The sequence below is a fragment of the Paenibacillus sp. DCT19 genome, from assembly GCF_003268635.1.
Taxonomy (GTDB): Bacteria; Bacillota; Bacilli; order Paenibacillales; family Paenibacillaceae; genus Paenibacillus.
In genome coordinates this window covers 3,051,669-3,077,550 of sequence record NZ_CP029639.1, presented here as the reverse complement: position 1 = coordinate 3,077,550, position 25,882 = coordinate 3,051,669, and the positions used below count along the sequence as shown (strand labels likewise).

Genomic DNA, 25,882 nt, shown 5'->3' with positions numbered 1-25,882 from the left:
CCCTTTCCTCTATTTCAGATTAAATTCCTTACGTTTCAATTCAATCTCATCATCGATATACAATACATAATCGGACAAGGCTTCACGTGGATTCTCATTGGCGTTAACAACCTTACGGAAGGCATTATCTAGATGTCGACCGGTAAAATATCCTCCCGGAACTTGCGGAATGCCCTGTACCCACTCCCATTGCTTCTCCAGGTTTTGATAATCCTTCACAGGCCAAGGTAATTGCTCCAGAGCCTCCATATTGGCTGTTGGATAACGAGCAGCCGCGCCCATCAGACCTTCCATTTCTCTGCCGTATTCAATCTGTGTCTGCTCATCCGTCCACCATTTCATAAACTTCCATGCGGCTTCTTTGTTGTTGGCATTTTCAAGCATCATCACGGCACTGGTCGAGCTAGCTACTTCATGTCGAATCGAACCATCCGGAAGCTCTGTACCCGGAACAATTGTGAAGTCCCAAAGGTTACGTATCTCCGGCGCCATGACCGTCAACATGTTATACGTGGTGTAATCAGCAATACCAATTGGCATCTCTCCAGTACGGAAGCGGTTCGGAAAATCAGCTTTCAGCGGGAATTTGTAATTGGTATAAAATTGCGTCCAACGCTTGAACGCATCCATCGAAATTTCCGAATCCAGCGCACTCTTCTTCTGATCCTCGGCATAGAAGGTGCCATCATTCTGATACAGGAGCATAGCAAAGGTTGCATTCGGCACCAGATTGGCGTTATTCAGCGTATCCTCAATAGGCAGATAAAACTCCATGTTATGCTTCTGTAATACAGCGATCGCGTTGTACACGTCCTGCCACGTTTTGGGCGGTTCTAACTCCAGCTCACGGAGAACATCTTTTCGGTAAAATAACATTGGAAATTGCTGCTGCTCCGGAAGTGCATAGACGCCATCGTTGTATCGGTAAGGCGTTAATCCACTTGCACGGAACCGATCAGCAATTTCTTCAAAGTCGGAGAACGTGCTCAGATCGGCTGCCGCATTCCGCATCGCATAGTTTACGGGAATATCTTCACCCATCTGCATAGCCACATCAGGTCCTTCGCCAGCAAGTGTCGCAGGTAGCAAGATGTTAGGCGGCACAAGACGCAATTGTACGGAGACATCGGTATCTGGTGTAAATGAATCGTCAATCAATCCTTTTAACACTTGAGCCTGATCTCGTCCGGTCGTAATCCATACGGTAATGGAGTCCTTCTTCTGTTCCACATTACCGATACTGTCGTAATCCTCCGTGTAGGATGCGACGTAAGCACCCATCTCGTGCTTCACTTGCTGAAATACGGTCGCTTCTGCTTCTGGCAATGTCTCATCTGGCGAAGACACAACCAAGTAATCCAATGTAATTGGTTGTTCTCGGACTGACAAAATCCACGTGCCGAGTCCACCTACATTAATTTTGAACGTATCCAGACGTTTGGGTATCGTCTCCGGTCTAGCCGCCATATCCTCTAGCTGAACGACCATCGCATGCAAGATAGCAACTTTGTCGCTCTGCTCTCCTGTTGCCTGTTCCAGATAATCTGCTACAGAACGAAGTGTATTCGCCTGCCGCTCAAAGACCTCTGTCATCTCTGGGATGCGGCGTTCCAATTGATAATCCCTTAGCGGATCAGGTGTTTTGGAGGTAATCATCAATATTTTGCGGTACATCTCATTCAGTTCAAGCACACTGGATTCCACAGTACGAAGGAGCGGCGCAATATCCCCAAGTGTTACCGTCATTCGCAGTCGATGCGTGCCTTTTTCGAGATGGAACAGATAGGGCTTCTCATCACTACTTCCCAATACCTGAGTTTGCCAGGCTGGACTGTAGTTAAATCGAAGACGCTTCATCTCCTTAAATGGAACTTGGCCGTTAATGGTCAGACTACGGGTGGCATAGACACCGCGCAGTTGATCCTGCTTCACCTTTAACGCGATCTGGTATAGCCCATCTTCAGGCACCTCGACCTCCCACTCGATCCATTCGCCAGGCAACTTCCAATTGATGCCGCCAATGGCATTGACTCGAATTTTGGATACGTCGTAGGGCTCCAGCGAAGGGCTCGAACGATCCGATATTGGTGCAAGCGTAGGGGATGACTTACTCACGGCCTGTTCTCCTTGGACCTTCAGCATCAATGAGCTTGCTTCTGTCAGACCGCGCGAGGCATAGACCTTCTCTACGTCTGCATAGGAAGGAATGTCCTCTTCCTGGTACAACTCAATGTAATCAATCGCCATACTCTCTCTCAGCGAGGTGAGCGATAACTGTTGGTTTCCTTTTTCCAAATAAAACTGAAATGGTTCCTCGAAGTAGCCTGCACTATCTTTGAACGCAGCAAGCTGCCATTCAGGCTGTTCGACTTGTCTTGGTCTGAGGTCATTGCCGCGATCGTCCCTGCGAATGCTATCTTCACGATTGCCCCATACTCTGTCGAATAAAAGGACGTCTGCTCCCCGGAACGGAACCTCCCCGTTCAGCTCCAGTCTCCGTTCTATGCCTGAACTTTTGCCTGTAACGGGATAATAGTGAATACGAAGGTGGTACAGCCCACTCACCTGCACAGGAACATCCCACCGAATACTTCCCGTTTCCGGCGTAATTACAGCACTCCCATCCAATCCGGCATAACCCTGCACGACCTCAAACCCGTCACCATCGGTCTGGGCATAAGCTTCGCCTTCAATTCGCACGGTTTGTAAAGGTTTGGCTGCATTCGAATGGGTAGTCAGGTAATATTCATAGCTGCCTGAATCCTCGGTACCCGATATCGCCTCATAATCCTCAAGCGCATGCACTATTCCCGGACTCCGATCCCGCGATGGATATAAGGTCCATATGGAGAACACCAGAGCCACAACGAGCACAAGGATCAGTGCCTTTTTCTTTCGTGACCGCATGTTCGAATGTATCCCCCTTTCCTGTATGCGTAAGCAACAACGACATGATGAGCTAATCCAGGCAGACCGCGTCCTAGAGGCGATCTACCTGGGATTTTAATAGTGTAGTTTATTGGTATACCTCATCAATTGCAGCTTGAAATGGTGCTTTGTATTTCTCGATCAGGGTCGATACCGATACGCCTTCCTTCAGCTCAGCGTCGAAATCCCAGAAAGGCAGGGAAGGGAACGTATTATGATCAAGCACTAACATGCCCTCTGCTACCGTTCTGGCATTGTTGATGTCGGCTTCATCTGCCAGATTAGTTTCTAACGAAGATTGTTCTGGATAATCATAGACCGAATCAATTTCATTGATTTTTTCCCAGATATACATTAATTGCTCGGGATTCTCCACCGCTTTAGGAATCGTTAGTGCTTGGTAACGTGATTCACCGGAATGATATGCTGAAGCGCTCGGCCCTTTCGGAAATGGCACAAAGCCGATGTCGTAATCCTGCATGTCTGTCATAATGCCACTAACCTCGTACATCGCACCGGAATACATCAACGTATTGCCTTGACGGAAAAACGTAGCTGGCTCCGTCCAATCGCCGCCTTCCGTCGCTCTGCCAACCTTCTCTGTCGCAAGCTTAGACAGGAAGTTCAATGCTTCTTTGGTTTTCGGATCTTCCAGGTTCTGTTTATCCTCTTTTGTCAAAGACGCTTCGTTCGAGTAGAGGATCGGTTCAAGCAGACCCGTCTGTGCTAACCCCCACGTATCCAGCTTACCGTCGTTATTGCGGTCTTGATTCGCCTGCTTCGCAACACTAATGAACGTATCCCAGTTCCACTCGTCAGCATCGACATATTCCTGTAGCGGCTTCAAGCCGAGCTCCTGCATTAATGTACGGTTATAGAATATTCCATTGATGAACGAAGACTTATCTTCCGTAAATCCATAACCCTTTCCTTCGTATTGCATATATTCCTTGGTCGTTTTCTGATTGAATACCTTGTCGTTTTTGATGTAATCATCCACCGGCCACAACAGATCTTGTTTGGTCAACGCTGGAATCGCATAGTTTTTGCCTAACCTCACCAGATCACCCAGCGGTTCACCCGCCATCAGAGAAGCGACCACTTTCTCCTGGTATTCTCCAAAATCAATCGAGACGTATTCGATCTCAAAGTTATGCTTTTTCTTCAATGCTTCCAGATTCTCCATTCGCTGAATATTGTCCGGGTTGCTATCTGTAATTTCCATATCCCACCAGGCAACCACTTTGATCGTTCTTCCTCCCATATCAAAATCCATCTCTGGTGTGGACAATTCATTTTTTGCCTCTGTTTCGGTCGTTGCTTGCTCCTCTTGCTCTTGCGGTGCTGGTGTTTCCGGCTCGGGCTGAGCTGTAGGTGCGGAACTACATGCTGCAATCAATAACATCAGTGCACATACCAAACTCAATAACATAAACTTGTTTTTTCTCATCCTCTTCCCCCTAATGTCGTTTGCTCTCAAAGTGTATCGCTCATATGAAAGCGCAAACAACCTGCCAAAATGCAGGTATTTACCCCGATGAACTATAGAACACCTGACTTTCTAGCCAATAACGAAGCGTTACACCTTCAAATGGTAAAGAAATGCACCATCTGCAAAAATATGGACATTGTATGCGCTTTCTTTTGTTCTCATAATGAAAGTACGCCTTATTTCAGTGGAACTATCGGTTGAAAATTCAGGAGAAGGTGAGGTCTTGCTTTATGTACAACATATTACTTGTGGATTATAGTCGTCGTTTGTGCAGAGAGCTTCAACACCTGTTACAACACAACAAATCAGACTATAAGATTGCGGATTACGTCTTTGACTCAGCAGCTGCTTTGACCGCTATATCTAAACAGGACTTTACTGTCGTTGTCATACATACAGAGCAGTGTGATACCGCTGGACTGTGGCTATGTCATTACATTCGCAAAATAAGCGAAATCCCTATCCTGCTCATGGGTGGAAGGGATCACTTCAAGCTTGTACGCAAGGCGTTAACATATCAGGTGAATGATTACTTGCCTTCTCCTGTCAGTCCCTCCGCTCTGCTTAGTAGTCTGCATGAACTACGCACGAAGCTGGAACCGTCATCTACGAAGAAAACAGCAGCCCTCACACCACCTATTCAAATTAATGGTAAGGCGATGGACTCTAGTCATGTGATTCGAATTGTCAAAGCGTATGTAAGAGATCATCTGGGTGATGAGATCACACTAAAAAAAATATCGGATATGCTGCATTTTAACTGTGCGTATCTCGGACAGAAATTTAAGCTTGAAGAGAAGATGTCCTTCAATGACTACATGCTGCAGCAGCGGATGGAAAAAGCGAAACAGCTTCTCCTATCCACGGATCTGCGAATATACGAAATTGCTGTTGGTGTAGGCTATAAGGATATCGACTGGTTTTACAAAAAGTTCAAGGCTTGTACGGGATCAAGCCCCAATGCGTATCGACGACAAAAAATCCACACCGCTTAGGCATGGATTATCAGGATCTATATGCACATAATTGAAGTAAATAAATTGGCATTCCTCTACCTACGAGACACCGGTTTTCTTTTCAGCCAGCGACTCGTAGGTATTCTATATCCCGCTTATCATGATTAATCATTGGTATAGCTGTTACTCATTATCACATCTAGCGCACCAACAGTGATTCACGGAATTCCTGGGGTGTCATGCCCGTCAGCTTCTTGAAGAGGCGGGTAAAGGAATGCGCTGATTCATAACCAACCTGTAGCGCCACCTCACGTACCATAAGATCCATGTTATGCAATAACTCCTTCGCTTTACGGATGCGGCAGTCGTCGATGTACTCTGACAAGTTGATCCCCATCTCCTGTTTGAAAAGTCTGGACAGATAGGATGGGTTAAAATGATTCAACTCTGCCAATCTCACAAGCGAGAGGTCCTTCTCTAAATTGTCCTTGATATAACGGCCTAACGTCTGGATTACCAGGTTTGTGCGTTCCTCCTCAGTTGATCTCTTGAAATGAACCAATTCGTCCGCAGTGCGATATAGAGATTGCACTGCATCTTTCATGCAAGCATAATCGCCGAGTTGCAGCAAGCTTCGCTGATCAGTAGTATCCTGTTGAAGCCCCCACCGATTGCACGTTGAGTATAACATCAGCGCTAGATGATAGTAGGTCTCCATCGCTCGTTCCATCGTCATTTCTTGCAGCATTAGTTCACCCACAAGCTCTTCAAATATGTCATAAAAGGATTGAAATCGTCCGGTTTCCAAATATCCTGACATGACGTCTATACGGCTTGAGATTCGAACCGGGTCTTTCACAGCCCCAGCAGCGAAACCTTCGTAATTATCGGTCAACACCATCGATACCCCATCGCCAACCTTCATCCACTGCAGCAATCTTAGCCGTTCATATTGTCTTGGAATCTGTGACCAAGCGCATGCGCGCCCACTTAATGTAAACGCGATGGACATGTCAAGAGAAGCAAGGCAAGCTGCCTGTACAAGCTCCAACGTACCCTCAATATAGCTAGTAAACTGGTTGTGTTCGTAACTCTTCTCTCTTTTCGGCTGGAGTAGCCAGATGACATCACCATAATGATCCGCAGCGGTCACTAGCGTTGATTGTTCACTCAATAATGAAGAGCCAATAATACGGATGGAATCCTGAACCTGTCTAAGGTCTATTCCAGCATCTAGCGGTGTGTTGAATCGACCAAGCACCAGATGTACAGGGGCATCCGCCTGCAATTCGATGTTTCTCTTAGTCAGTTCAGTTTGCATCTCAGACATTTCAGATCGAGAGATTGGAGCAGAGTTACAGTCCTGGAGCAATTGGCGTACATACTGTTCCTGTTGGAACGCGTCCAGCCGAAATTGGATTTCACGCGACTGTTCCAGCACTTCGAGCATGTGGTGACTCTGCCTGATCTCTTCCATCACCTGTTCAACCATAGTTAACACCTTGTCGTATCCTTCCGTTTTGAGTAAATAACGCACATTCGGCATTTGTAGCGCTCTGTACGCATAATCAAAATCGCTGTGTCCTGTAAGAAAAATAATGCGACATTGCGGCCACTGAGTCTGAATTTCTTCTGTGAGTTCCAGCCCGCTCATGCCTGGCATACGAATGTCCGTAAGTACCATATCCATTCTAGTTCGCCGCATCCAGTTCAATGCTTCCATGGCGGAGTAGGCTTTGCATACGTCAAGTTGATCTGGCATATGTCTAGAAAATGTTTCATACAGACTGTCTGTAATGATCTCCTCATCATCCACAATCAGAAGTCGATACATTCCTTCTTCCCCTCTTCCCATTGGATTCGAATTGTAACTTTCAAGCCCTGCAACTCGCTGCGGGATAGAAAAAGACCTCTTCCTTCCCCATACGTCAGAACCAGACGTCTGTGAATATTCGTTAATCCGGTCACTTCATCCACACCGGCCTTATTGCGAATTCGTGCTTGAAGCAGCATGATATCTTTATGTTGCAACTCACTGCCATTGTCCTCCACGATGATCTCGGCATACGTAGCTTCCATATGAAACTGAACGCGTAAGAGCCCCATACTTGTATTTTTCTCAAGACTATGCTCGTAAGCGTTCTCAATAATTGGTTGGATAATCAGTCTGGGTACCTGGATATGTTCCATGCCAGATGGCACTTCTCCAAACTCTACCTTAATTCGTCTAGAGAAGCGCAATTGCTGAATATCGGTATATATTCGGGAATGCTCCACCTCTTCTTTTAATGGTACATAATCAGTTCCGTTCCGGGTGATGAAGCGAAAGTATTCACCAAGCATATTCGTAAACTGCTCAATTCGCTCTGTTTCTCCTGTTCTGGCAAGTGAGTTCAGAATGAAGAAGCTATTGTATAGAAAGTGAGGATTAATCTGGGACTGGAGCTGCTTCAATTCAGCACGCTGCATCATCATTGTTTTTTTGAAATCACGGTCAATGAGCTGTTGTAGATTTTCAATCATGTGGTTGAAGCGGCCGTACAAAAATCCGAATTCATCTGTGCGATGGTGAATGATCGGAATATTGAGCACACCTCCCTCCATTTTCTTGAACCTCTTGACCAATAACAGCAAGGGGATGTGTATCAACCTATAGCTGGAGTACAGAAAAGCTGCAATGGCAATAAAGGATGTAATTGCAAAAATCCAGGCCCACTGATTGAATCTGCTAAGAGGTTTGGTTACGATTTTCTCAGGCAGATACGTAGCCACGGACAACCCCAACTTATCGATGTGAAGCTGATTCACATGGTACATAATGCCGTCCACTTTCATGCGAAAGTGACCCTGCAGATTCTTCTGACTGTACTCACGGTAACTGGCAAGAATGACGTTTCGCTGATGCTGATCCATGATGGCGTGCCCTGTTCTATTCTCCATTAACAGCGTGGCACTCTCTGGGTAGAGATTAAGCTCTGATAATTCTTGCTGCAATTGCGACGTATCCAACTCGACCTGGATTACGAATAGAGGTAGCTCATCTCGTTTTCCAGTTAACCGCACGGCACTTAGGTTCAAGGTATCATCTTTTACAGTGAATCGAGAGTCCTCCCCTTGTAATGTCGAACGAAAAAAATCAAATGAGTCCTGATCTAATTCATCAATGCCTTGTGTAGCTGAAATGCTCATGTTGACTATTGGGATATGTACATAAACGTTCTTAATAAACGAACTGCTGTTTTTGAAAGCAGCCAGACGTTCAGTCAAGTAACCTAATATTTCACGTCTGTCGACTTGCTCCATCATCTCCCACAGAATCGCAAGACGATTCAGTTTACGATCCTCTGCGATATCAAACTGTTGCAATTCCATCCACTCAATCTCCCTGTTCAACTCTGTTGCATATTGACTCAATCGCCTATCCGTAGACAGGGAAATTTCCTCGCTTGCTGTATCGTAGCTCCAGTGGTACAAATACACGCCTAGAAAAATCAGCGGCAGTACAAAGATCAGATACGTCATAATTAATCGTGCAAAAATACTGTTATGCCACGATTTAGCAGGTATCTTCAACAACGCGTTCACCTCCTGACTTGCAGGTTGAAGGAATTACCTCTTTACGAACCACGCATTCACCTCCGATGTAATTTCATCCCCACCCAGCCTGCGCCAATTCTGAACGAATTGATCAAACTCTTCTATGGGGGATCCAAGAATAATATTCATATATACCTCGAGTTGCAGATCTCGAAGAATGGTTTGCCGATCAATCATCGTGTCGGTTATACCGCCGGTGAATTCGTCATATAGTAGCTGTCCATTCTGATCATAGGTATCCGCAATACTAAAGGCACCTGTCGGACCATACGTTTGTTTCCATCCCCATCCACTCTTCAAACCTTCTGATTCATAGGCAACAATTCGTTTATGGATCGCAAGCGCTTCGTTCTCCAGGTTTGAGAAATCTCCTGTCTCTCTAGCGGCATGGATCTGGCGATAAGCGTCGAGATTTTTGGTTCCGGGAAAAGGTGTTACCGGGGATAACATCCATACAGCGTGCGAATCGTCATTGTAGTACGTTTCATATTCGGCTTCTTCTCCCCAATTTTTATCCAGATGCAGGTTCATAAGTTTTACGACAACCTCTGGGTAAGCAAAGCCTTTCTTTACTGCAAAGTACTGACCTGTGTTGGAACGAAGCGGAACCAAAAGGTCACGATTAGCCTCAGCCACAATAGGGTAAGCCTGCCACTGTACATTGGGGTCTGTATCACGAGTAGTCTGTAGCATAAATGGAGTCCACTGTTCACCATAAAGCATGCCGATCTTCCCATCCTGAACTAATCGGAACTCCTTGCTGCCGTTTTTGTAAGAAAAGTCCGGATCAAGCTGACCTTCAAGATACAACTTCTGCAATACCTCCAGCGCTGTTCTCACTTCAGGTTGTATGCCGCCATACTTAAGGTCGCCATTCTCATCTCTGATCCATATACTTGGGTAAGCTCCGTACCCCGCCATGAATCCGGTAGCACCCATCACGGGATCCCACAGATAGCTAGTCAACGCTAGCCCATACGTATCCTTCATACCATTTCCGTTAGGATCTCGCTCTGTAAACGCTTTCGATATTTGAAGTACATCTTCCATCGTTTCAGGCGGCTGTAGACCTAACCTCTTCAACCAATCCGTTCTGATCCATAGATATTGTGCTGTTTCAATCGAAGAAGAGGATTCTGGAATAGCCATGAGATTGCCATCAATTGTAGCAGCATTAAACGCACCCATTCCCTCGGCTTCTAATATTCTTTTGGTTAACGGAGAAGCGTGTGTCCGGTATACTTCGGTCAGATCTTCAATCATTCCAGCGTTGCTTAGTTGCCTGAGCTGATATGGATTCACTTTGACTACATCGGGGAAACGGCCTGCCGCAAGAGATACTCCCATTTTTTGATGATATACATCACCAGTAGCAATCCAATCATAGTGGATCTGGATGCCAAGTTCTTGTTCATATAAGCGGGTCCAGCGATTGTTCGTAAGGGTTTCATCAGGCAACTGATCAATCATCCGCTGCAGGTCTTCCCGGTTTCTCTTACAAAAGAGACTTTAATGGGGGGATCATACTTCCCTAGCACCGTTGAAGATTGTTGCTGCCGTCCATCAGACGAGGAATGCAATTGCCCAGAATTCCCTTGTGTATGGTTAGCGGGAATACACACAGCAAGAACGATGATAAAGGTCCACCTTGATCTGTACAGCCATCTTTTATTCACGACGACATGCCCCCAGTTCGATTGGAATGAACATATTCATTTTTCTATTATCTGGAATATCCATCATTGTACAACAACGAGTAGAGTCTGAGTAACGAAAAAGCCGCCATTTGGCGACTTTTATGCGTTGGCGTCCTACATGATATAGATCACTTGATATGATAATTGAAATTTGAAAAGTCAGCTATGCCTCCAATCCTTTCCGTGGAGTACAGAAACAGCCCGATACGACAACCCATGAAATGATCCAGCTTATAGAACATTCGGTGAGTGATACCGAGACTCTTCCACGCTGTTCCATCCCAGTAACCAAAAGAACATTCATCCTGGTTATCTATAAAATTCCCTGTTGCCTGGAGAGTAATCACCGGTCCATCGATAGGAATCCGTGCATGCTCTGTTGCTGGCTGCTCATCAACCAGATTACCAAATATGCTCGAATCCTCGCTCTCTCTCGCCTGCATAACAAGGTAATACTGACCTTCATTCTTCGTCAGTGCAATTAGACCATACGTGCCAATCAAGAAACATAAACCTGCATAATCTCCATCGTTTAAACCACTGCCATCCAGCGTAACCGTTGCTTCACAAGCCGGCCCAACCGAACGCTGCGTTAGTGTATTTACGGCAAAGGTCAGATTCGGACTAAGCTGACCCGTTCGGATTCGATACACGCCCGGCGCTTCTGTGACTGACCAGAGCTCGTCGTGCGGTGTATGATTCCACTGCCAAAAATCCTGAAGGCGCACCTTGCCATCTTCCTGAGCATTGTACTCAAAGCCGTCACTCCCAACAAGAGGTCTATAGGTATATCCCGGCCTGGTGCTCGCAATATCGATGGATTTGGGGGCTTCAGACGCAAATACTGGGATACCTTGCTTGAATTGTAGAGGAACCAGTACAGGGATTCTTCCAACTGCTCCATGATCCTGAAATAACATGGCATACCAGTCTCCATTCGGAGTATCCACAATGCCTCCTTGAGCTACACCTGAATTGAAATATCCCATGTCATCGTTAAACACTTCCCCGCCAACAAACTCACCATCCAAGGTGTCAGCCATATAAAATGCCTGTGTCCTCCGACCTGCTGCCTTGGTCATATGAATGAGGAAAACGTAATACTTCCCATGAATTTTGTAGAAATGGGCACCTTCATAACCAAGGTAGTATGGTTGTTTGTCTTTCACAATGATCCGCTGTACACCGCCGGGCTTTGGCCCGGACAGGTCTGCACTTAACTCGGTCAACTGAATCTCAGCATTGCCATGCACCAGATAGACTCGTTCATCTTCATCAAAAAATAGGGAGCAATCATGATAGAATCCTTCTATAATTTGCTTCTTCCACGGGCCAGATATCGTTTGTGATGTGTACAAATACGTCTTACGTGTATCATTAGCAACAAAGATAACATAGAACATGCCTTGATAATGCCGCAGAGATGCTGCCCACATGCCCTTACCATAAATCTGTTGCCCATTCTCTAGTCGTTGGGCAGGGTGTTATCCAGCTTATCGTACACATGCGTCGCTACTTCCCATTGAATCAGATCATACGAACGCAGGATAACGCAACCCGGCATCATATGCATGGTTGTGCTGACCATATAATACGTATCTTCTACCCGGATAACATCAACATCCGGGTAATCAGCCCAAATAATTGGATTTGAATACATGCTTCCCATTCACCTCATCTTAGTTCCTGCGTATATGAACGCAGGTTACATTCTATTCCTGTTATAGTCTCTTGAACTTCCATTCTTGCAACAAAATAGCACTCGAATGCTCTGAAGATGCTCGAAGGACGATATATAGATCATGAATACCTTGCGCACCGGTAATCGTGGTTGACTGCTCTTTCCATTGAAAAGCTTCACTCGCTGCCGGAATGGTAATCTCTCCAACCCTTGTCCCGTCTTCACGACCAAGTCGTAGTTCAAGCGTAGCTGCATCTCCTTGGTTGGAGATCAATGCCGCAAACCCAGACGCACCCTCTTCCCCAAAATTCACATTCGAGATCGCAATCCAGCTCCCCACATGCAGCCTACTTACAACCACATCAGATGCTAAAGCTAGCCCATGTTCGGCACTGGTTAATTGCAGCGTGCTCACTCCTGCGCTCCAGCCAATTGTTGCTCCACTAACGGCTTGATATGGATCAAAAGAGTGAAGCTGACTTACACCTTGATAATCCGCCTGAATTTCCTTTATTCTACCTGTTGTTTCTTCGTATTCGATTCGATTGATATGTGTGGAGCGGTAACCCTCTGGAATATCCATCGCCTGACAGAGAGTCTGGGCATGGTAAGCAATGAACCACTGATCGGCAAATTGAAAAATAGCATGATGATTGTTGCCACCAATACCGAAGAAATGACCTGGATTTTGAAGAATTGTGCCTTGATACGTCCATGGCCCCATGGGCTGAGCACTCGTCATGTAGGCAATTTCACCAGGTGGTGGATCACCCTCGGCACGAGTAACCTCATGGAAATTAGAGCAGTACGTATAGTAATAGAGATGTTGATGCTTATGTATCCCTGAATCCTCGAACATAAAAGGTGCAGGAATGACTTTAGCTTTGCCAGTTACGGTGATCATGTCATCTCCCAATCGCATGACACGGGCGGTGTCAGGTCTTTCAGATTTCCCTTCAGGCACTCCGCCTCCAAAATAAAGATATGCCTGATGATCTTCATCAACCAGCACAGCGGGATCGAATAACCAAGTGACATCTTCTACGCCCGGGGTTTCTCTTGTCACCAATGCTTTCCCTATAGGGTCTTTCCAAGGCCCTACAGGTGTTGGTGCAGACAAAACACCTATGCCACTGGCATTGTTGGCAAAATAAAGGAAGAAACAATCTTGCCCATCTAGCTTCCGATGAGCAGCCGCCGGAGCCCAAGACTGCGAAGCCCATGTTGCTGCACCTTCGGGGCCAGCAACCCTGATCTCACCATGATCAGTCCAGTTGATCAAGTCATTCGAAGAGATAACCGTAATCCGGTTAATTGAACTATAACTGTTCTTCTGAGCTATCCCCTCTGAGTCATATTCGAGCTTGTCGCTGGTCATATATAAATACACTCGATTATTGAACACCAGTGCATATGGATCAGCTCCAAATTTATGTGCTATCAACGGATTAGCATTGGGACGAAGCTTGCCGATTTCCTTTGGTTGCAATTGAGGTTGAACCCGTTCATCCGTGCCTTCATTCTGATTGCCAGCATGTGGAGTAACATGATGATTCATTTCATTCATTCCCCCCTCGGATCGTTTGATCGTGGTTGCTCTAGGTCATGCGATATACATCAGGTTTTGAATCGTTCATTAGAAAGCGTTTGCAATAAAAACAGCTTCGTGATAGGATGATTACATTTTAAGGTAAGCTGAGTACAATTTCATTGCTTAATCTGCTCTATTTATTGCGCGAGATGACGGGAGGTACGCTATGAACGGATCATCCTCTGAATATTTTTACGATCCCATTCAGCCTGAGCTTCTGTATCAGCACCGGGTGACAACTTATAAACTGGAAACGATCTATCATCGGCATAATGCCTATGAGATCTATCTCTTCCTTCGTGGCAATGTTCATTTCTATATAGAAAATCGCTGTTACCATATGGAGCGGGGTGATCTGCTCGTTATGTCACCTCAAGAGATGCATCGTGCTTTTATATTGGATGAGACAGAGTATGATCGTATTACGATTAACCTTAAGAAAACGTATCTGCACCAGCTATCTACAGCTTCAACTAATTTGTCATCCTGCTTCGATTATCGACCCAAAGGAAAAGGCAACATGATTCATCTGGACGAGAATCGTCTGCAGCAGATGTTACAGTGGACCGAACAAATTGAAGAATTACACACTTCCGACGCTTATGGTACGGATATCAAACTGAATGCAGCCATCGCCCAATTACTAATTATGCTGAATGTATGGTTTCACAACAATTCTTTTGTACCTCACGACATCATGCCAGAATTGGTACGTAACACTATGGAGTACATTGAAGAGCATATCGCACAAGATATTACACTCGGCAAACTTGCCGAAGAGTTCTATATGAACAGCACTTCGATCAGTCGCCAATTTAAAAAGCATACCGGACTAACCCTCCGCTCCTACATTCTGGGTCGCCGTATTGAGCTTGCCAAGTTCCACCTCTCTGAAGGGATGAGCATTACGGACGCTTGCTTTCAATCGGGCTTCAGTGATTACGCCAATTTTATTCGGAGTTTCACCAAATTGGTTGGCATCTCACCAGGCAAATATATTAAGAAACGACGGGATACGTTCAAGTCTGCTGTAAGTTCTTCACCCAATTCGTAAATGGCTATGGAGACAAGCATTTGTTAAGACTACGCTAGCTAGCGAGAACCCGTTCATTGTAGAGGCTTCACCAATGCCTTGTACAAACGAAGTTGAGGTCAGCGAGGTTCGCCAGGCGGTCCGTGGAATAGCCAAAAACATCGAGTCAAGGATCTGAGCTCGATGTTTTTGAGGGGATTTAACCCGGTAATACCATTCTCCAACCATTATTAAGATGGTTACTATTCTATTTTTACTAATCCATTTCCTTTCCCGTCCACAAGCGTACGCGGTCTTTAATCCACTCGGTATACTGCTGCTCCATCGCTACTGCTCCGCATTGTCAATCTCGGTAAGCATATCATCGTATATGCGGCTAAAAGCATCCGGTGAAGCGGTTATTGCTTCTGCAATTCGCTTCTGGACAATATCCTGCGTTTTTTGGTACGCAACTGTATAATCGGCACTGTCCGTAGGAATTGGCATGTTATAAGCTGCGCCCCACTCTTTAACCGGAAACTCTTCTTCAGAAAGGAACAGATCCTTCCAGGTGGTTATGCCGTAGCCTTTCAAAACTTCTTTCTCCACATCCGAATAACCTTGTTGAATCTGTTCAGGATAATTGGTTGTGTAGTAGTTATCGGTTGAATCTTTCACACCATCGCCGTAATGTGCACCAAAAATATAGTACAATCCAACACCCGATTCTTTGGAGAACGTATTGTTGTCCTTATTCTTCTGCGCTTGTACGTCTGCTGGAATGTTGCGAACACCATCTTCTACGACATAATGCTCCCCTTCAACGCCCCAATTTCTGAGGACTTGCCCTTCTTCGGAGGACATCCAGTCCAGAAACTTGATCGCTCGAACCGGATCTTCGCAATCCACTGTGATGCCGATGCCATAACCGTCAAACCCGATATCTTGGAAATCTTTGCGCTGGAAGCTCTCGTCAAGGGTAACTGGATAGTATCCATATGTCATATCGTCTTTGCCAGCACTTTTCAATGCATTCTCCGCATCGCTGAAGCCCCAGTTCGGATCAAGCAATGACAAGACGCGTCCACTGGCGATTTTGGATTTATACTGGTCATCCTTTTGAACAAAACTGTCTTTATCCAGCAATCCTTCATTATACATCTTGTTCAGCCACTCAAAATATCTTTTCTCCTCAGGTCGTTTATAGTGCAGGATCGCCTCATACGTATCCGGATTAATATAATACTCCCCATCTCCAGGAATCCCCGTAGCCATCGCCGCAGGATCGGTTACCGTAATCATCCGTCTCCAGCCATCTGCGCTAAGTGTCAACGGAATCGTTGGCTGACCGTCTTCTGTGGTAGGATGCTTCTCATAATATTGTCTTAGCACATTCTCATAATCTTCTAACGTTTTGATCTCCGGATAGCCAAGTTCTTTTACTACGCGGTGCTGAATAGCCGCCCCGTTCGTAGCATCAAAATAAATCTGGTTCACCGCACCATTGGTTGGAATCCAATAAATTGAAGGGTCATCGTTGCTGTATTTCAGTCGATTGAAATGCTCGCCGTATACTTTTTTCAAATTAGGTGCGTGTTCCTCAATCAGATCCGTCAGATCAATCATTGCACCCGCATCAACCAATCTAGACAAGTTGCCTTTAGGAAAAATAAGGTCTGGGTAATCGCCACTAGCAGCTATCAAGGAAATACGGTCATTCCCGCCTCCACTTGAAATATCAAAATCAGCCTCAATAGTTACACCGGTCTCTTCCGTAATCTTTTTGCCTACTGCATCCTGCATATTGTTCCAGTTGGGACTTGCATCAGCTCCAAAGAAGCTAAACGTAATTGGGCTATCCAGATCACTACTACTTGAATCAGATTGATCTTTAGAATCCCCACATCCCGTGGCGATCACAATACAACTTGCGACAAGACATGCTCCCAATGTTTTTGAAACGGCTCTCAATTTTTTTATGCCCCCTCCATAGAATAATGAAACAATGGTCAGTCTGTAACCGAGAATACGCTTTCAATTTGCGCGCTTAAATTTATACTAAACGGCTATAATGTTCCAAACCTTGATTTTCAAGCCATAAGTCTAGCATGATCTAGACATTTCACTCGAACTTCACTCCCATCAACATGCTGCCCACTCACGCATTCAATAAATATACAAAAAGACGATGGTCGCCCATCGCCTCGTACTAAATACATCACTATCGCTGTGAAAGAACCCACTACTTTAATTCTAGTGAGAATCCTTCGATCTCCTCTTCTACCTCACGCATCAAATCAATGACTTGGTCAGCATATCCTCCTAGCACCTGTCTACTCTTCTCAAAATGAAACCATTGGATGGTGAGTGGCATGCTCACCTCTCCTGTTAAACAGTCCCAGAGCGCATCCAAGTTACGTCCATAATGTTCTCCCAGCTCAAGCTGCGCTTGAAGCATGTCATGTAGCTCATCTCTTGCAGATAATTGCTCTCCATCAATCTGAATGATATTCATAACACCCTCCGTTATTTTAACTGCTCAAATGATTCATAATGATCTGTTGTCTTATAGATTAATCCATCGCTGGAGTATAATATCCGATCACTTCCGCGTCTTCCACCTGAATAATGGATGTCGGCTTCATACCATGTTCGGCCTTTTTTATTCGGTAACAAGCCTTCCCGATTTCTAAACACATCCCCACCGATGCTTTTGCCTGGAGCAACTTCGTGCAAATTGCCTTCGCTTGGTTCCCAGCCCAACGCTCTGGCCTCTTTCTTCGTAATATAGTTTGGCGGCAGCTCATTGTGCTCCGATATATACTTGGCGACCTCATCAAATCCCATATCCTGCGAAACCGAGGTAGAGCTATCATCCAGGATCGACTGCGGCGTACAGCCTGAGAATACCAGTGCAGCGAGGATGATTAACAACGTATAACCGATTTTTCTAAAAAACATCATCATTTCTCCTTTGGATAATCTTGCATTCTGTCTGTAATGACAATGAGTTTAATGTTACCGAGTTGTGTACGATAAATCAAATCCTTTCATTCCATTCATAGAATAAAAGTTATTGTGAAGATGTATCCATGGATAAAAAAATAAACCGACAACTGGATGCCGATTTATTTGAATCATTTTCATATGCAGAAGTGGATTTCTTCTATGTTACCGTTGCACCACGTAGAGTTCACCCAGAATCTGTTGCGTTTCATAGGTGTCCGGAGCCAATTCAGATGTAATAAATGCTTCTACCGCATGTTGCTCCAGATCGTACATCGCTTCAATCTCTTTGGAGAAGAGCATATGTGCCTCTTTTAACTTATTTGATAAGCTCGGAATGGCTCTAGGTTGAAGTTCTCGCTCTGTGACTTGTTGCAGCGCTTGTACATAAGTGTCCAGAGAGCGTGCACCAACCACTTTGATACCTTTGTTCTCTTCATTCACCATCACAATCGATGGAAAACCTCTGACACCAAGGCGCGCTACCATCTCAAAATCTTCTTCCAACAGATCCTGTGCGGACTGCTGACTGGCTTCTTCCACAATTTGTTTACCATCTAAGCCGAGTTGGTTGACTATATCCATAAGCACTTGCTCATCGCCAATATTCCGATTGAATACAAATACCGCTTCACGCGCTCGTCTTAAGAATTCATGTTCCTTGCCCTTATGTGTATGTTGTATGACCTTGAATACACGTGATGGGGGATACGATGATAGGATCGGATCGGTGTGCCACACAGAGCCATCAATCGGCATCCGCGAATGTTCACCCACTTCTCTCCAATGACCTGCAACATCAGAAGGCTTCTGAATTCCGTTTGCTCCATCTGAGAAACCTTGCCAACTCGCCAGCAGCCCTCCCATCATGATCCGCACATCAACGTACTGGCCATACGCCTCTACAAAACGATTCAATACAGGTTCAAGTGCCCAACAGTGTGAACAGATTGGATCTGTCGCGTAATATAAAGTGATTTTCTTCTCCGATGAGTTAAGATCCACCTCTTGCATCATATCTTCGTCTCCAGGCCCACATACGCCTGTTGCTAAGTCACACATCATAGGTCCATCTGCCATTCGTAATCACACCTTTCATTTACTCGGAGCTTCAAAATGAATTGATCTCTTCTTACTCGTATGATTATAATAGTTGCATTCGGAACAACAAGTACTATTATTTTTCTGACTAAGTATAAAAAAGTATACTAATGGAGGTTTTCAAGTGAAATACGACTTCAATCTGGAACAATTATGTCCAGCAACATATGCATTTCAGGTGATTGGAGGCAAATGGAATTTGCCTATACTAGCAATTCTTAGTGAGAGTGAAACGATCCGTTACAATGAATTAAAGAGAAGACTTCACGGCATAACGGGTACGATGCTTACGAATTGTTTGAAAGACCTCATCGATTACGGCATTGTTCATAGAGAGCAATATAATGAAGTTCCACCTAGAGTGGAGTATTCACTTACCACCTCTGGGCAACATTTAGTACCTTTGATTGAATCGATTGTGAAATGGGGCGAGCAGCATATTCCTTCCAGCAGTAATAGTGCATGTTCAACAACGGAATAAAATGTGAGATAAATAGTCCCCCATAGGTCTAACCTATGAACTTATCCATATTCGCTATTTCCCCTTATTCACTCTCTCTTGTAAAATATTGAAAAACTTGAAGGAGTGATTCACACATGAAAGCTTCAGTTAAATATTTGTTTGATAAAGTAGCTCAGGATTACGATCAGCAACGCAGGGCGCTCATTCCTTGTTTTGATGGATTTTATGGCATGGCTCTGGATCTGATCGACAGTTCGCTGGAAGCTCCTCGCATTCTTGATTTGGGGGCTGGAACAGGTCTGCTCTCCGGAATGGTTCTGCATAAGTATCCCCATGCGCGGCTAACCTTGATCGACATCAGTGAACAAATGTTAGAAGGCGCCCGCCAAAGATTGGCTGCATCAAATCAGGTGCAATACGAAGTTGGGGATTACGCTAAGCATCGTTTCAGCGGTTCCTACGATATTATTATTTCCTCACTCTCCATTCACCATCTGGAGCACGCTGACAAAAAAAGTTTGTTTAGCACCATACATAAGCTTCTGGAACCGGGTGGAATCTTCGTTAATGCGGATCAAGTTCAAGGTAGAACCGCTGAAACTGACAGCTATTATCGCCGTCGCTGGTTGGATGCTATCCAGGAAAGTTCCTTAAGCAAGGAATCCATCTCAGCTGCGATTGAACGCCGTAAATTAGATATTAACGCCACACAAGATGAACAATTGCAATGGTTGGAGGAAGCAGGCTTTCAACAGGTTGATTGCATGTATAAATATCTGGATTTTGCCGTCTTCTACGCCAAAAAATAAAAAAATTAGGATGCATGCCTTGCTAAGATCAATGAACGGTTACTCACTAAACTCTATCACTACGAAAAAATTAGGAGGAAGTACGTTATGAACATTCCCAGAGGTACCTACGGCTTTCGGTTCGCTGAGGACACCGATCTACAGCTATGCGTTCTATATGCAGTAGGGTCTGATGCGATAACTGATGCTTCTTATCACTGGGATGGATTGGAACGCACGGATGGGCCTTTGCTGTTGTTCCAGTATACAATCTCCGGCGAAGGTGTATTTGAGTCACAAGGTCAAGTTCACCGCGTCACCGCAGGGCAAGCATTCTTGGCTGAAATCCCTAGTTCACATCGCTATTATTATCCTTCGGAATCGCAAGAACCGTGGGAATTCATGTTTTTGCTGTTCAGACCTAATCTGGTACTGCCTCACTGGCGCAAATTCCTTCGTGAATCAGGAGAGATTCCTTATCTCCCTTACGAATGTGCCCCGATTCAATTGTTGCGAATGATCGTGACCGATGCAGCGGCGGGCAGAATTACAGATCCGCTAATGGCGTCCTCGTGCGTCTATCAATTCATGACGGAGTTGGTGAGATTACAGAAAACAACCCTGCAGAACAGAGAAACCTGGTCTGAACCTATTCAACGAGCCGTTGATTTTATCGAAAATAACTATTCCAGAATGATCAGTATGGATCAATTGTCCGAGTATGTGTCTCTCTCCAAATATCATTTCATTCGCCGCTTTTCCTCCAGCACAGGCTTAACCCCTGGAGCTTATCTGACCCGCGTCCGTACCGAGAAAGCAATGGAATTGCTTCGTGGCACGAACTTCAGTGTCGAAACGATTGCAGAACATGTTGGTTATTCCAGTGGAAGCTACTTTATCAAAGCATTCCGCAGCTTAACCGGCATTACACCAGGTGATTTTCGCAGTGGAGGAGAAAGTCTGATTTATCGTAAATTGTTCTTCGACTGACCGCAATATATTGCTATTGGTTCATCTAGATTACTGTAGATAATTGATATTATCCTATACTATGATGAATGTATTGAGAGCAATAAAGAATCAGTAAAGGAGCATGATGATGAATCATAAACTTGTAGCCCCTACCCCACCTCTCGGCTGGAATAGCTGGGATTGCTATGGCGCAGCCGTAACGGAAGCTGAAATTCGCGGCAACGCCGAATACATGGCAGAGCATCTCAAAGACTTTGGCTGGAGCTATATTACCGTCGATATTCAGTGGTACGAACCTCTCGCTAACTCTTCACAATACCGCCCATTCGTTCCATTAATCATGGATGAATACTCCCGCCTGATGCCTGCGGAGAATCGATTCCCATCTGCTGCAGGTGGGCAAGGATTCAAGCCATTAGCCGATTATGTGCATAGCCTAGGGCTACAATTTGGTATCCATATTATGCGTGGCATTCCAAGACAAGCTGCACATGCCGCTACACCTATTCTTGGCACAACTGCGACTGCGCGTGATATTGCACATACGAACTCCATTTGTCCGTGGAATACAGATATGTACGGTGTGGATTCTTCCAAAGAAGGTGCACAGGCGTATTACGACTCGCTCTTTGAATTGTATGCGCAATGGGGTGTTGATCTCGTAAAAGTAGACGATATTGCTGCTTCCAGACTTTACGATACGCATCAACCGGAGATTGAGATGATCGCCAAAGCTATTGAGCGTTCCGGACGCCCCATGGTTCTGAGCCTGTCTCCTGGGCCTGCTCCAGTAGAATACGCTGAACATTTCACTGAACATGCAAATATGTGGCGAGTCACGGATGACTTCTGGGATCTATGGCCGCTGTTACTAGATATGTTTGACCGCTGCCGAACCTGGCAGGGAATTCCTAAGGAAGGCTGCTGGCCTGACTGTGATATGTTACCGCTGGGTCACATCGGCATCCGTTCTGTTGACGGTGGTGGAGCCAACCGCTGGACTCGCTTCACGCCGGATGAACAGTTGACGATGATGTCGCTATGGAGCATTTTCCGCTCCCCACTCATCTTCGGCGGTGAACTACGAGACAACGATGAATGGACGCTCTCGCTACTAACCAACCGTGAAGTTCTACGTATGCATCGCGACAGCTATGGTGCGAGAGAAGCGCTGCGCCGTGATGATCTGATCGTCTGGACTGCACAGAACGCTGAAGGCTCATCTTATGCTGCTATTTTCAATGTTGGCGATAAGCCTCTGCCACTTGAACTCAGCCTCGAAGAGATTAACCTCTCTGGCATTACAAAGGGCACTGAACTGTGGAGTGGCGATCAAGCCGAGTTAAGCGAGAACCGTTTAAGTACAACCATTCCTCCGCATGGTGTACGCCTTTATCAGTTTTGATTACTAATTAGTCTCTTCACTTCTAGAGAACGATCGAATGAATAATCTAAGATGATCCCTGTACTCAATGTATTCACAGGGATCATCTTTTTGTTTTTTTTGCAGATTGAAGCATGAGGAATGCCTGCTGGGATTTTGATGATGTAGATAGTTCTGTACCGCTCCAACGAGGAATGATGAAGCTTAATAGAAGTTGATATTGTGGACATTTCTCCCAATAAAACCTTATAATACTATGTATATTAGGAAGATATGTTTACATATTTTGATTAAGATGGCTCTGGGATGCCGTGATCTGAATCTATCATATGCGAAAGGAGGCTTCATCATCGTCAAAAAAATAAGCTGGATTGCATTAGTGCTTATCCTGTTGTTGTACTCTATTTCGTTGTATAGCTTATATTCAAGTATCCATCATATGTGGAGGATCGCTCCACCTGGTTATGTATTGGTTATTCTCGCTATTCTAGCGTTCATCCTCTCCATCATAAGTTTTATGGACACATCAAGTTTATTTGCCAAGATACGAAGCTGGATCTCGACGATCCTCTCATTCCTATTAGTCTCCATCCTGCTTTTTGTTGTCACATTTACATCTATCTTCTCAGGAGCAAAAGTACTACTCACTACCACGCACTCACCTGACCAGCACTATACGATTAACTTTTATAAAACGGATGCTGGAGCCATGGGCAGCTTCGGAATTTTAGGAGAGTTACAAGGACCACTATGGTTCAGAAAAGCATTGTATTGGGAGAGTAAGAATGATCAAGTAAAGCTTCAGTGGCACAACAGTCATACGGTTATCGTGAATGGACATACCATCGACATCGCAAAAGGTGAAACTTGGGGGTTTCAGTCCGAATAATTCGTGACTGTCCCCCAATCTGTTAACGGTTCTGTTTGAGCCGTAAGTCTAAGACGGGTTTACGTCCATATTGCAGCACATATAGCAACGTCATCACAAGGACACTCAAGGCGAGCACAACAAAAATGTTACTATACACGAAGGCACTCTTCACTTCTACCCAAGGGTTCAAATGAACAGAGGTTACACCTTGATCAAGTACCTTGCCAAGAGCTGCGGTTGATACAGATGCCGCGATGAAATTGAACATGGATAACAATCCCATACCGATACCGATGTGCTCCTTGGGAAGTGTCTGTGCAATCGTGTTGGACATGGCGATCTGCATATAGGATTGACCTAACACAGCCAAGATTAGAAATATCGCAACCCAAATCGGTGACGCACTTACAACAAAGGATAAACAAATGAAACCAATGATGAGCAATATCGATGCCGTATATAACAGATAAGGATTGCCTTTCTCATCGGCGAGCTTGCCGCCTTTACGTCCTAGAAGAGCAGCAACGAGCGCAGATGGGAGCATGATCATTCCGGTTAGAGCTGGTGAGAAGCCATGTACTTGTGCCAGCAATTGTGGCGTTATAAATGGAATGCCAAAACCAATCGCGACCAGCACGAATGCAATGCCCATCCCCGTGGCATATGATTTGTTGCGGAATACGGCTGGCTTAACGAACGGTGCTTCAGCATAACGAATTCGTAAGATGAACAATATCAGAAACACGATGCCTGTCATTAAAAACCACAGGTTGGATTGAGTCAACGCAAGCAACAATGCAGCAACTGTCCCTGCTAATGTTAACCCCCGATATAATCCATCTTTTCACTGACTCCTCTGTCGTCATCCAGATACTTTCGATAAAAGGGTAGTGTCGCAAGCGAAAGCAACGGAATAGCAAATAAAAACTGCCAGCTTAAGGCACTAGATACGAATCCGGCTACAATAGGGCCTAGCGCAGATCCAAGAGCAATACCAATGGCAGAAGTGCCTAGCGCTTGACCACGCTTCTCAGGTGAGAAATAACGAACCGGAATAATCATAGCAAGTGCAGGAATGACAGCAGCTCCAGCCGCTTGCACAATACGTGCAACAATAATCATCCAATATTGAGTCGCTACGATTCCGATTACAGAACCTGCGGCGAGCAATAATAGACCAAACGTAATTAAGTGCTTCATGCTGTACCTATCGGTGAGCTTGCCATAAGTGACCGTTCCGATGGCATATACAATCAAATAACCTGTTACTATCCAGCTTGATTGAGAAGCCGTAAGTTGAAATTGCTTGCTAATTACCGGCAAAACCACATTAAACATCATGCCATTCATGACTGAAATGATCAGGGTGAAGACAAGAACTCGGAGTAATAACGTCTCTTTGCTCTGTGAAGCAGAAGGATTGGTAAGCATATATGTTCCTCATTTCTATGATCTAGATGTGTTACTCATCTGAGCTGATTCTTAATAATGTTGTGACTTTTAATATAAAATGACTGTCAGTGCTTACTGACATCTGAGGTCCAAAAAAACTAGGGCGTTAAAGCCCTAGTAAACGTCCACACACTCTCTGTAATAATGTTATCCAAAGTGAGCGATGGGAAAGGAGCATCTCCATCCAGATTGTTAATGAATACACCGTAATTCAAAGCCATAAATGAAAAAGCTTGATGCTCAAAGTTCGTTTGAACCAGCTTGCCTTTGTCATACATGATGCTAAAATACTCGGTTATTATCTCCAAGAGCTGCCTTGGGTGTTTAATCGTGCGATCTCGAAGCCCTGGCAGATGTTCCTCTTCCTTAAAACCGATCAAAAACAACTTCCGGTTGCGGTTCATGATCTCGTGATACGTCCTGCTGATCAAAAGCAAATCAGTGTGCAAATCCCAGACTAGCTTTTCATTGAAAACTCTAGTCATCTCTTCGGAGTAATAATACTGATCAAATGCTGATTCCAAAAGATTCTGCTTGGTTCCGAATTGACGAAACAGTGTTTTCTCACTTAAGCCAGCAGTCGTCGCGATTTCCATCGTCGTTACGCTTTTGTATCCTTTTTTTGACATCAAATCAATTGCCGCCATCATTAATCGTTCTTTGCTGCTATAGTCTTTACGACTAGACATTTCTCTGTCCTCTCTTCTAAAGGATGTCAGTGCTTACTGTCATATTTGAAATAGTAACGAATCATCTTATTTATGTCAAGAAGCTCTCTGAGCTGTGATTATGATTACTGTCTGTTTATTTTAAATGCCAATTCTTCATCTTGCATCTTCTCTTCAATTCAAAAAAAGAGCAGAGAAGGACTTACTCCTTCTCCACCCATTC

General features: G+C 44.9%; 19 protein-coding genes and 2 pseudogenes. 7 read left to right on the top strand and 14 right to left on the bottom strand.

Annotated elements, in window-relative coordinates:
• Window positions 1-9: 9 nt before the first annotated feature.
• On the bottom strand, window positions 10-2,907 hold the full coding sequence (locus DMB88_RS14005) for an extracellular solute-binding protein (protein WP_128101835.1): 2,898 nt from the start codon (window positions 2,905-2,907) through the stop codon (window positions 10-12).
• A gap of 109 nt (window positions 2,908-3,016) precedes the next feature.
• Window positions 3,017-4,378, bottom strand: a complete 1,362-nt coding sequence (locus DMB88_RS14000) for an extracellular solute-binding protein (RefSeq protein ID WP_128101834.1) — start codon at window positions 4,376-4,378, stop codon at window positions 3,017-3,019.
• A gap of 272 nt (window positions 4,379-4,650) precedes the next feature.
• Between DMB88_RS14000 and DMB88_RS13995 the strand changes: the two genes are divergently transcribed.
• Window positions 4,651-5,415, top strand: a complete 765-nt coding sequence (locus DMB88_RS13995) for a helix-turn-helix domain-containing protein (RefSeq protein ID WP_128101833.1) — start codon at window positions 4,651-4,653, stop codon at window positions 5,413-5,415.
• 160 nt (window positions 5,416-5,575) lie between these two features.
• On the opposite strand, the gene DMB88_RS13990 is transcribed toward DMB88_RS13995, so the two are convergent.
• From DMB88_RS13990 to DMB88_RS13970, 6 genes are all read right to left on the bottom strand, one after another.
• Window positions 5,576-7,210, bottom strand: a complete 1,635-nt coding sequence (locus DMB88_RS13990) for a response regulator (protein ID WP_128101832.1) — start codon at window positions 7,208-7,210, stop codon at window positions 5,576-5,578.
• Window positions 7,195-8,961, bottom strand: coding sequence for a sensor histidine kinase (locus DMB88_RS13985; protein WP_368028346.1), 1,767 nt, complete (start codon window positions 8,959-8,961; stop codon window positions 7,195-7,197). The genes DMB88_RS13990 and DMB88_RS13985 overlap by 16 nt, the downstream gene beginning before the upstream one ends.
• A 24-nt stretch (window positions 8,962-8,985) precedes the next feature.
• Window positions 8,986-10,443 carry an extracellular solute-binding protein gene (locus DMB88_RS13980; protein WP_254438565.1) on the bottom strand — a complete coding sequence of 486 codons (1,458 nt, stop codon included), beginning with the start codon at window positions 10,441-10,443 and terminating at the stop codon, window positions 8,986-8,988.
• 355 nt (window positions 10,444-10,798) lie between these two features.
• Window positions 10,799-12,106, bottom strand: coding sequence for a glycoside hydrolase family 43 protein (locus tag DMB88_RS13975; RefSeq protein ID WP_254438564.1), 1,308 nt, complete (start codon window positions 12,104-12,106; stop codon window positions 10,799-10,801).
• 29 nt (window positions 12,107-12,135) lie between these two features.
• The gene (locus tag DMB88_RS31115) at window positions 12,136-12,330 is read right to left on the bottom strand and encodes a family 43 glycosylhydrolase (RefSeq protein ID WP_254438563.1); all 195 of its coding nucleotides are present in this window, start codon (window positions 12,328-12,330) and stop codon (window positions 12,136-12,138) included.
• Window positions 12,331-12,391: 61 nt separating this feature from the next.
• On the bottom strand, window positions 12,392-13,909 hold the full coding sequence (locus DMB88_RS13970; protein WP_128101830.1) for a glycoside hydrolase family 43 protein: 1,518 nt from the start codon (window positions 13,907-13,909) through the stop codon (window positions 12,392-12,394).
• Window positions 13,910-14,108: 199 nt separating this feature from the next.
• Here DMB88_RS13970 and DMB88_RS13965 point away from each other — a divergent pair, with 199 nt between their 5' ends.
• Window positions 14,109-14,996 (top strand): helix-turn-helix domain-containing protein, encoded by an 888-nt coding sequence (locus DMB88_RS13965; RefSeq protein ID WP_128101829.1) that lies wholly within the window; start codon window positions 14,109-14,111, stop codon window positions 14,994-14,996.
• Between the two features lie 235 nt (window positions 14,997-15,231).
• Here the strand turns inward: DMB88_RS13965 and DMB88_RS13960 are convergent.
• The 4 genes and pseudogenes from DMB88_RS13960 to DMB88_RS13945 all read right to left on the bottom strand — a co-directional run bounded on the left by DMB88_RS13960 (window position 15,232) and on the right by DMB88_RS13945 (window position 19,040).
• A pseudogene (locus DMB88_RS13960) lies at window positions 15,232-16,871 on the bottom strand (ABC transporter substrate-binding protein).
• 325 nt (window positions 16,872-17,196) lie between these two features.
• Window positions 17,197-17,469 (bottom strand): barstar family protein, encoded by a 273-nt coding sequence (locus tag DMB88_RS13955; RefSeq protein ID WP_128101828.1) that lies wholly within the window; start codon window positions 17,467-17,469, stop codon window positions 17,197-17,199.
• Window positions 17,470-17,480: 11 nt separating this feature from the next.
• Window positions 17,481-17,915 (bottom strand): ribonuclease domain-containing protein, encoded by a 435-nt coding sequence (locus DMB88_RS13950; RefSeq protein WP_128104445.1) that lies wholly within the window; start codon window positions 17,913-17,915, stop codon window positions 17,481-17,483.
• A gap of 210 nt (window positions 17,916-18,125) precedes the next feature.
• Window positions 18,126-19,040 carry a DsbA family protein gene (locus DMB88_RS13945; RefSeq protein WP_128101827.1) on the bottom strand — a complete coding sequence of 305 codons (915 nt, stop codon included), beginning with the start codon at window positions 19,038-19,040 and terminating at the stop codon, window positions 18,126-18,128.
• 145 nt (window positions 19,041-19,185) lie between these two features.
• On the opposite strand from DMB88_RS13945, the gene DMB88_RS13940 reads away from it, so the two are divergent.
• The 5 genes from DMB88_RS13940 to DMB88_RS13920 all read left to right on the top strand — a co-directional run bounded on the left by DMB88_RS13940 (window position 19,186) and on the right by DMB88_RS13920 (window position 23,557).
• The gene (locus tag DMB88_RS13940; protein WP_128101826.1) at window positions 19,186-19,542 is read left to right on the top strand and encodes a winged helix-turn-helix transcriptional regulator; all 357 of its coding nucleotides are present in this window, start codon (window positions 19,186-19,188) and stop codon (window positions 19,540-19,542) included.
• Window positions 19,543-19,658: 116 nt separating this feature from the next.
• Window positions 19,659-20,333: a class I SAM-dependent methyltransferase gene (locus DMB88_RS13935; RefSeq protein WP_128101825.1), complete on the top strand. Its 675-nt coding sequence runs from the start codon at window positions 19,659-19,661 to the stop codon at window positions 20,331-20,333.
• A gap of 87 nt (window positions 20,334-20,420) precedes the next feature.
• Window positions 20,421-21,302 carry an AraC family transcriptional regulator gene (locus DMB88_RS13930; protein WP_128101824.1) on the top strand — a complete coding sequence of 294 codons (882 nt, stop codon included), beginning with the start codon at window positions 20,421-20,423 and terminating at the stop codon, window positions 21,300-21,302.
• Window positions 21,303-21,411: 109 nt separating this feature from the next.
• On the top strand, window positions 21,412-22,689 hold the full coding sequence (locus DMB88_RS13925; protein ID WP_128104444.1) for a glycoside hydrolase family 27 protein: 1,278 nt from the start codon (window positions 21,412-21,414) through the stop codon (window positions 22,687-22,689).
• Window positions 22,690-22,963: 274 nt separating this feature from the next.
• The gene (locus DMB88_RS13920) at window positions 22,964-23,557 is read left to right on the top strand and encodes a DUF5412 family protein (RefSeq protein WP_145407501.1); all 594 of its coding nucleotides are present in this window, start codon (window positions 22,964-22,966) and stop codon (window positions 23,555-23,557) included.
• Between the two features lie 22 nt (window positions 23,558-23,579).
• On the opposite strand, the pseudogene DMB88_RS13915 reads toward DMB88_RS13920, so the two are convergent.
• Together DMB88_RS13915 and DMB88_RS13910 are read right to left on the bottom strand one after the other, a co-directional pair.
• A pseudogene (locus DMB88_RS13915) lies at window positions 23,580-24,970 on the bottom strand (MFS transporter).
• A gap of 119 nt (window positions 24,971-25,089) precedes the next feature.
• Window positions 25,090-25,680, bottom strand: coding sequence for a TetR/AcrR family transcriptional regulator (locus DMB88_RS13910; RefSeq protein ID WP_128101822.1), 591 nt, complete (start codon window positions 25,678-25,680; stop codon window positions 25,090-25,092).
• Window positions 25,681-25,882: the final 202 nt, after the last annotated feature.

Excerpts from the sequence above, each read along its gene's own strand:
- DMB88_RS14005 (WP_128101835.1), bottom strand. The coding sequence starts at position 2,907 with ATGCGGTCACGAAAGAAAAAGGCACTGATCCTTGTGCTCGTTGTGGCT.
- DMB88_RS14000 (WP_128101834.1), bottom strand. The coding sequence starts at position 4,378 with ATGAGAAAAAACAAGTTTATGTTATTGAGTTTGGTATGTGCACTGATG.
- DMB88_RS13995 (WP_128101833.1), top strand. The coding sequence starts at position 4,651 with ATGTACAACATATTACTTGTGGATTATAGTCGTCGTTTGTGCAGAGAG.
- DMB88_RS13990 (WP_128101832.1), bottom strand. The coding sequence starts at position 7,210 with ATGTATCGACTTCTGATTGTGGATGATGAGGAGATCATTACAGACAGT.
- DMB88_RS13980 (WP_254438565.1), bottom strand. The coding sequence starts at position 10,443 with ATGATTGATCAGTTGCCTGATGAAACCCTTACGAACAATCGCTGGACC.
- DMB88_RS13975 (WP_254438564.1), bottom strand. The coding sequence starts at position 12,106 with ATGTGGGCAGCATCTCTGCGGCATTATCAAGGCATGTTCTATGTTATC.
- DMB88_RS31115 (WP_254438563.1), bottom strand. The coding sequence starts at position 12,330 with ATGTATTCAAATCCAATTATTTGGGCTGATTACCCGGATGTTGATGTT.
- DMB88_RS13970 (WP_128101830.1), bottom strand. The coding sequence starts at position 13,909 with ATGAATCATCATGTTACTCCACATGCTGGCAATCAGAATGAAGGCACG.
- DMB88_RS13965 (WP_128101829.1), top strand. The coding sequence starts at position 14,109 with ATGAACGGATCATCCTCTGAATATTTTTACGATCCCATTCAGCCTGAG.
- DMB88_RS13955 (WP_128101828.1), bottom strand. The coding sequence starts at position 17,469 with ATGAATATCATTCAGATTGATGGAGAGCAATTATCTGCAAGAGATGAG.
- DMB88_RS13950 (WP_128104445.1), bottom strand. The coding sequence starts at position 17,915 with ATGTTTTTTAGAAAAATCGGTTATACGTTGTTAATCATCCTCGCTGCA.
- DMB88_RS13945 (WP_128101827.1), bottom strand. The coding sequence starts at position 19,040 with ATGGCAGATGGACCTATGATGTGTGACTTAGCAACAGGCGTATGTGGG.
- DMB88_RS13935 (WP_128101825.1), top strand. The coding sequence starts at position 19,659 with ATGAAAGCTTCAGTTAAATATTTGTTTGATAAAGTAGCTCAGGATTAC.
- DMB88_RS13930 (WP_128101824.1), top strand. The coding sequence starts at position 20,421 with ATGAACATTCCCAGAGGTACCTACGGCTTTCGGTTCGCTGAGGACACC.
- DMB88_RS13925 (WP_128104444.1), top strand. The coding sequence starts at position 21,412 with ATGAATCATAAACTTGTAGCCCCTACCCCACCTCTCGGCTGGAATAGC.
- DMB88_RS13920 (WP_145407501.1), top strand. The coding sequence starts at position 22,964 with ATGGCTCTGGGATGCCGTGATCTGAATCTATCATATGCGAAAGGAGGC.
- DMB88_RS13910 (WP_128101822.1), bottom strand. The coding sequence starts at position 25,680 with ATGTCTAGTCGTAAAGACTATAGCAGCAAAGAACGATTAATGATGGCG.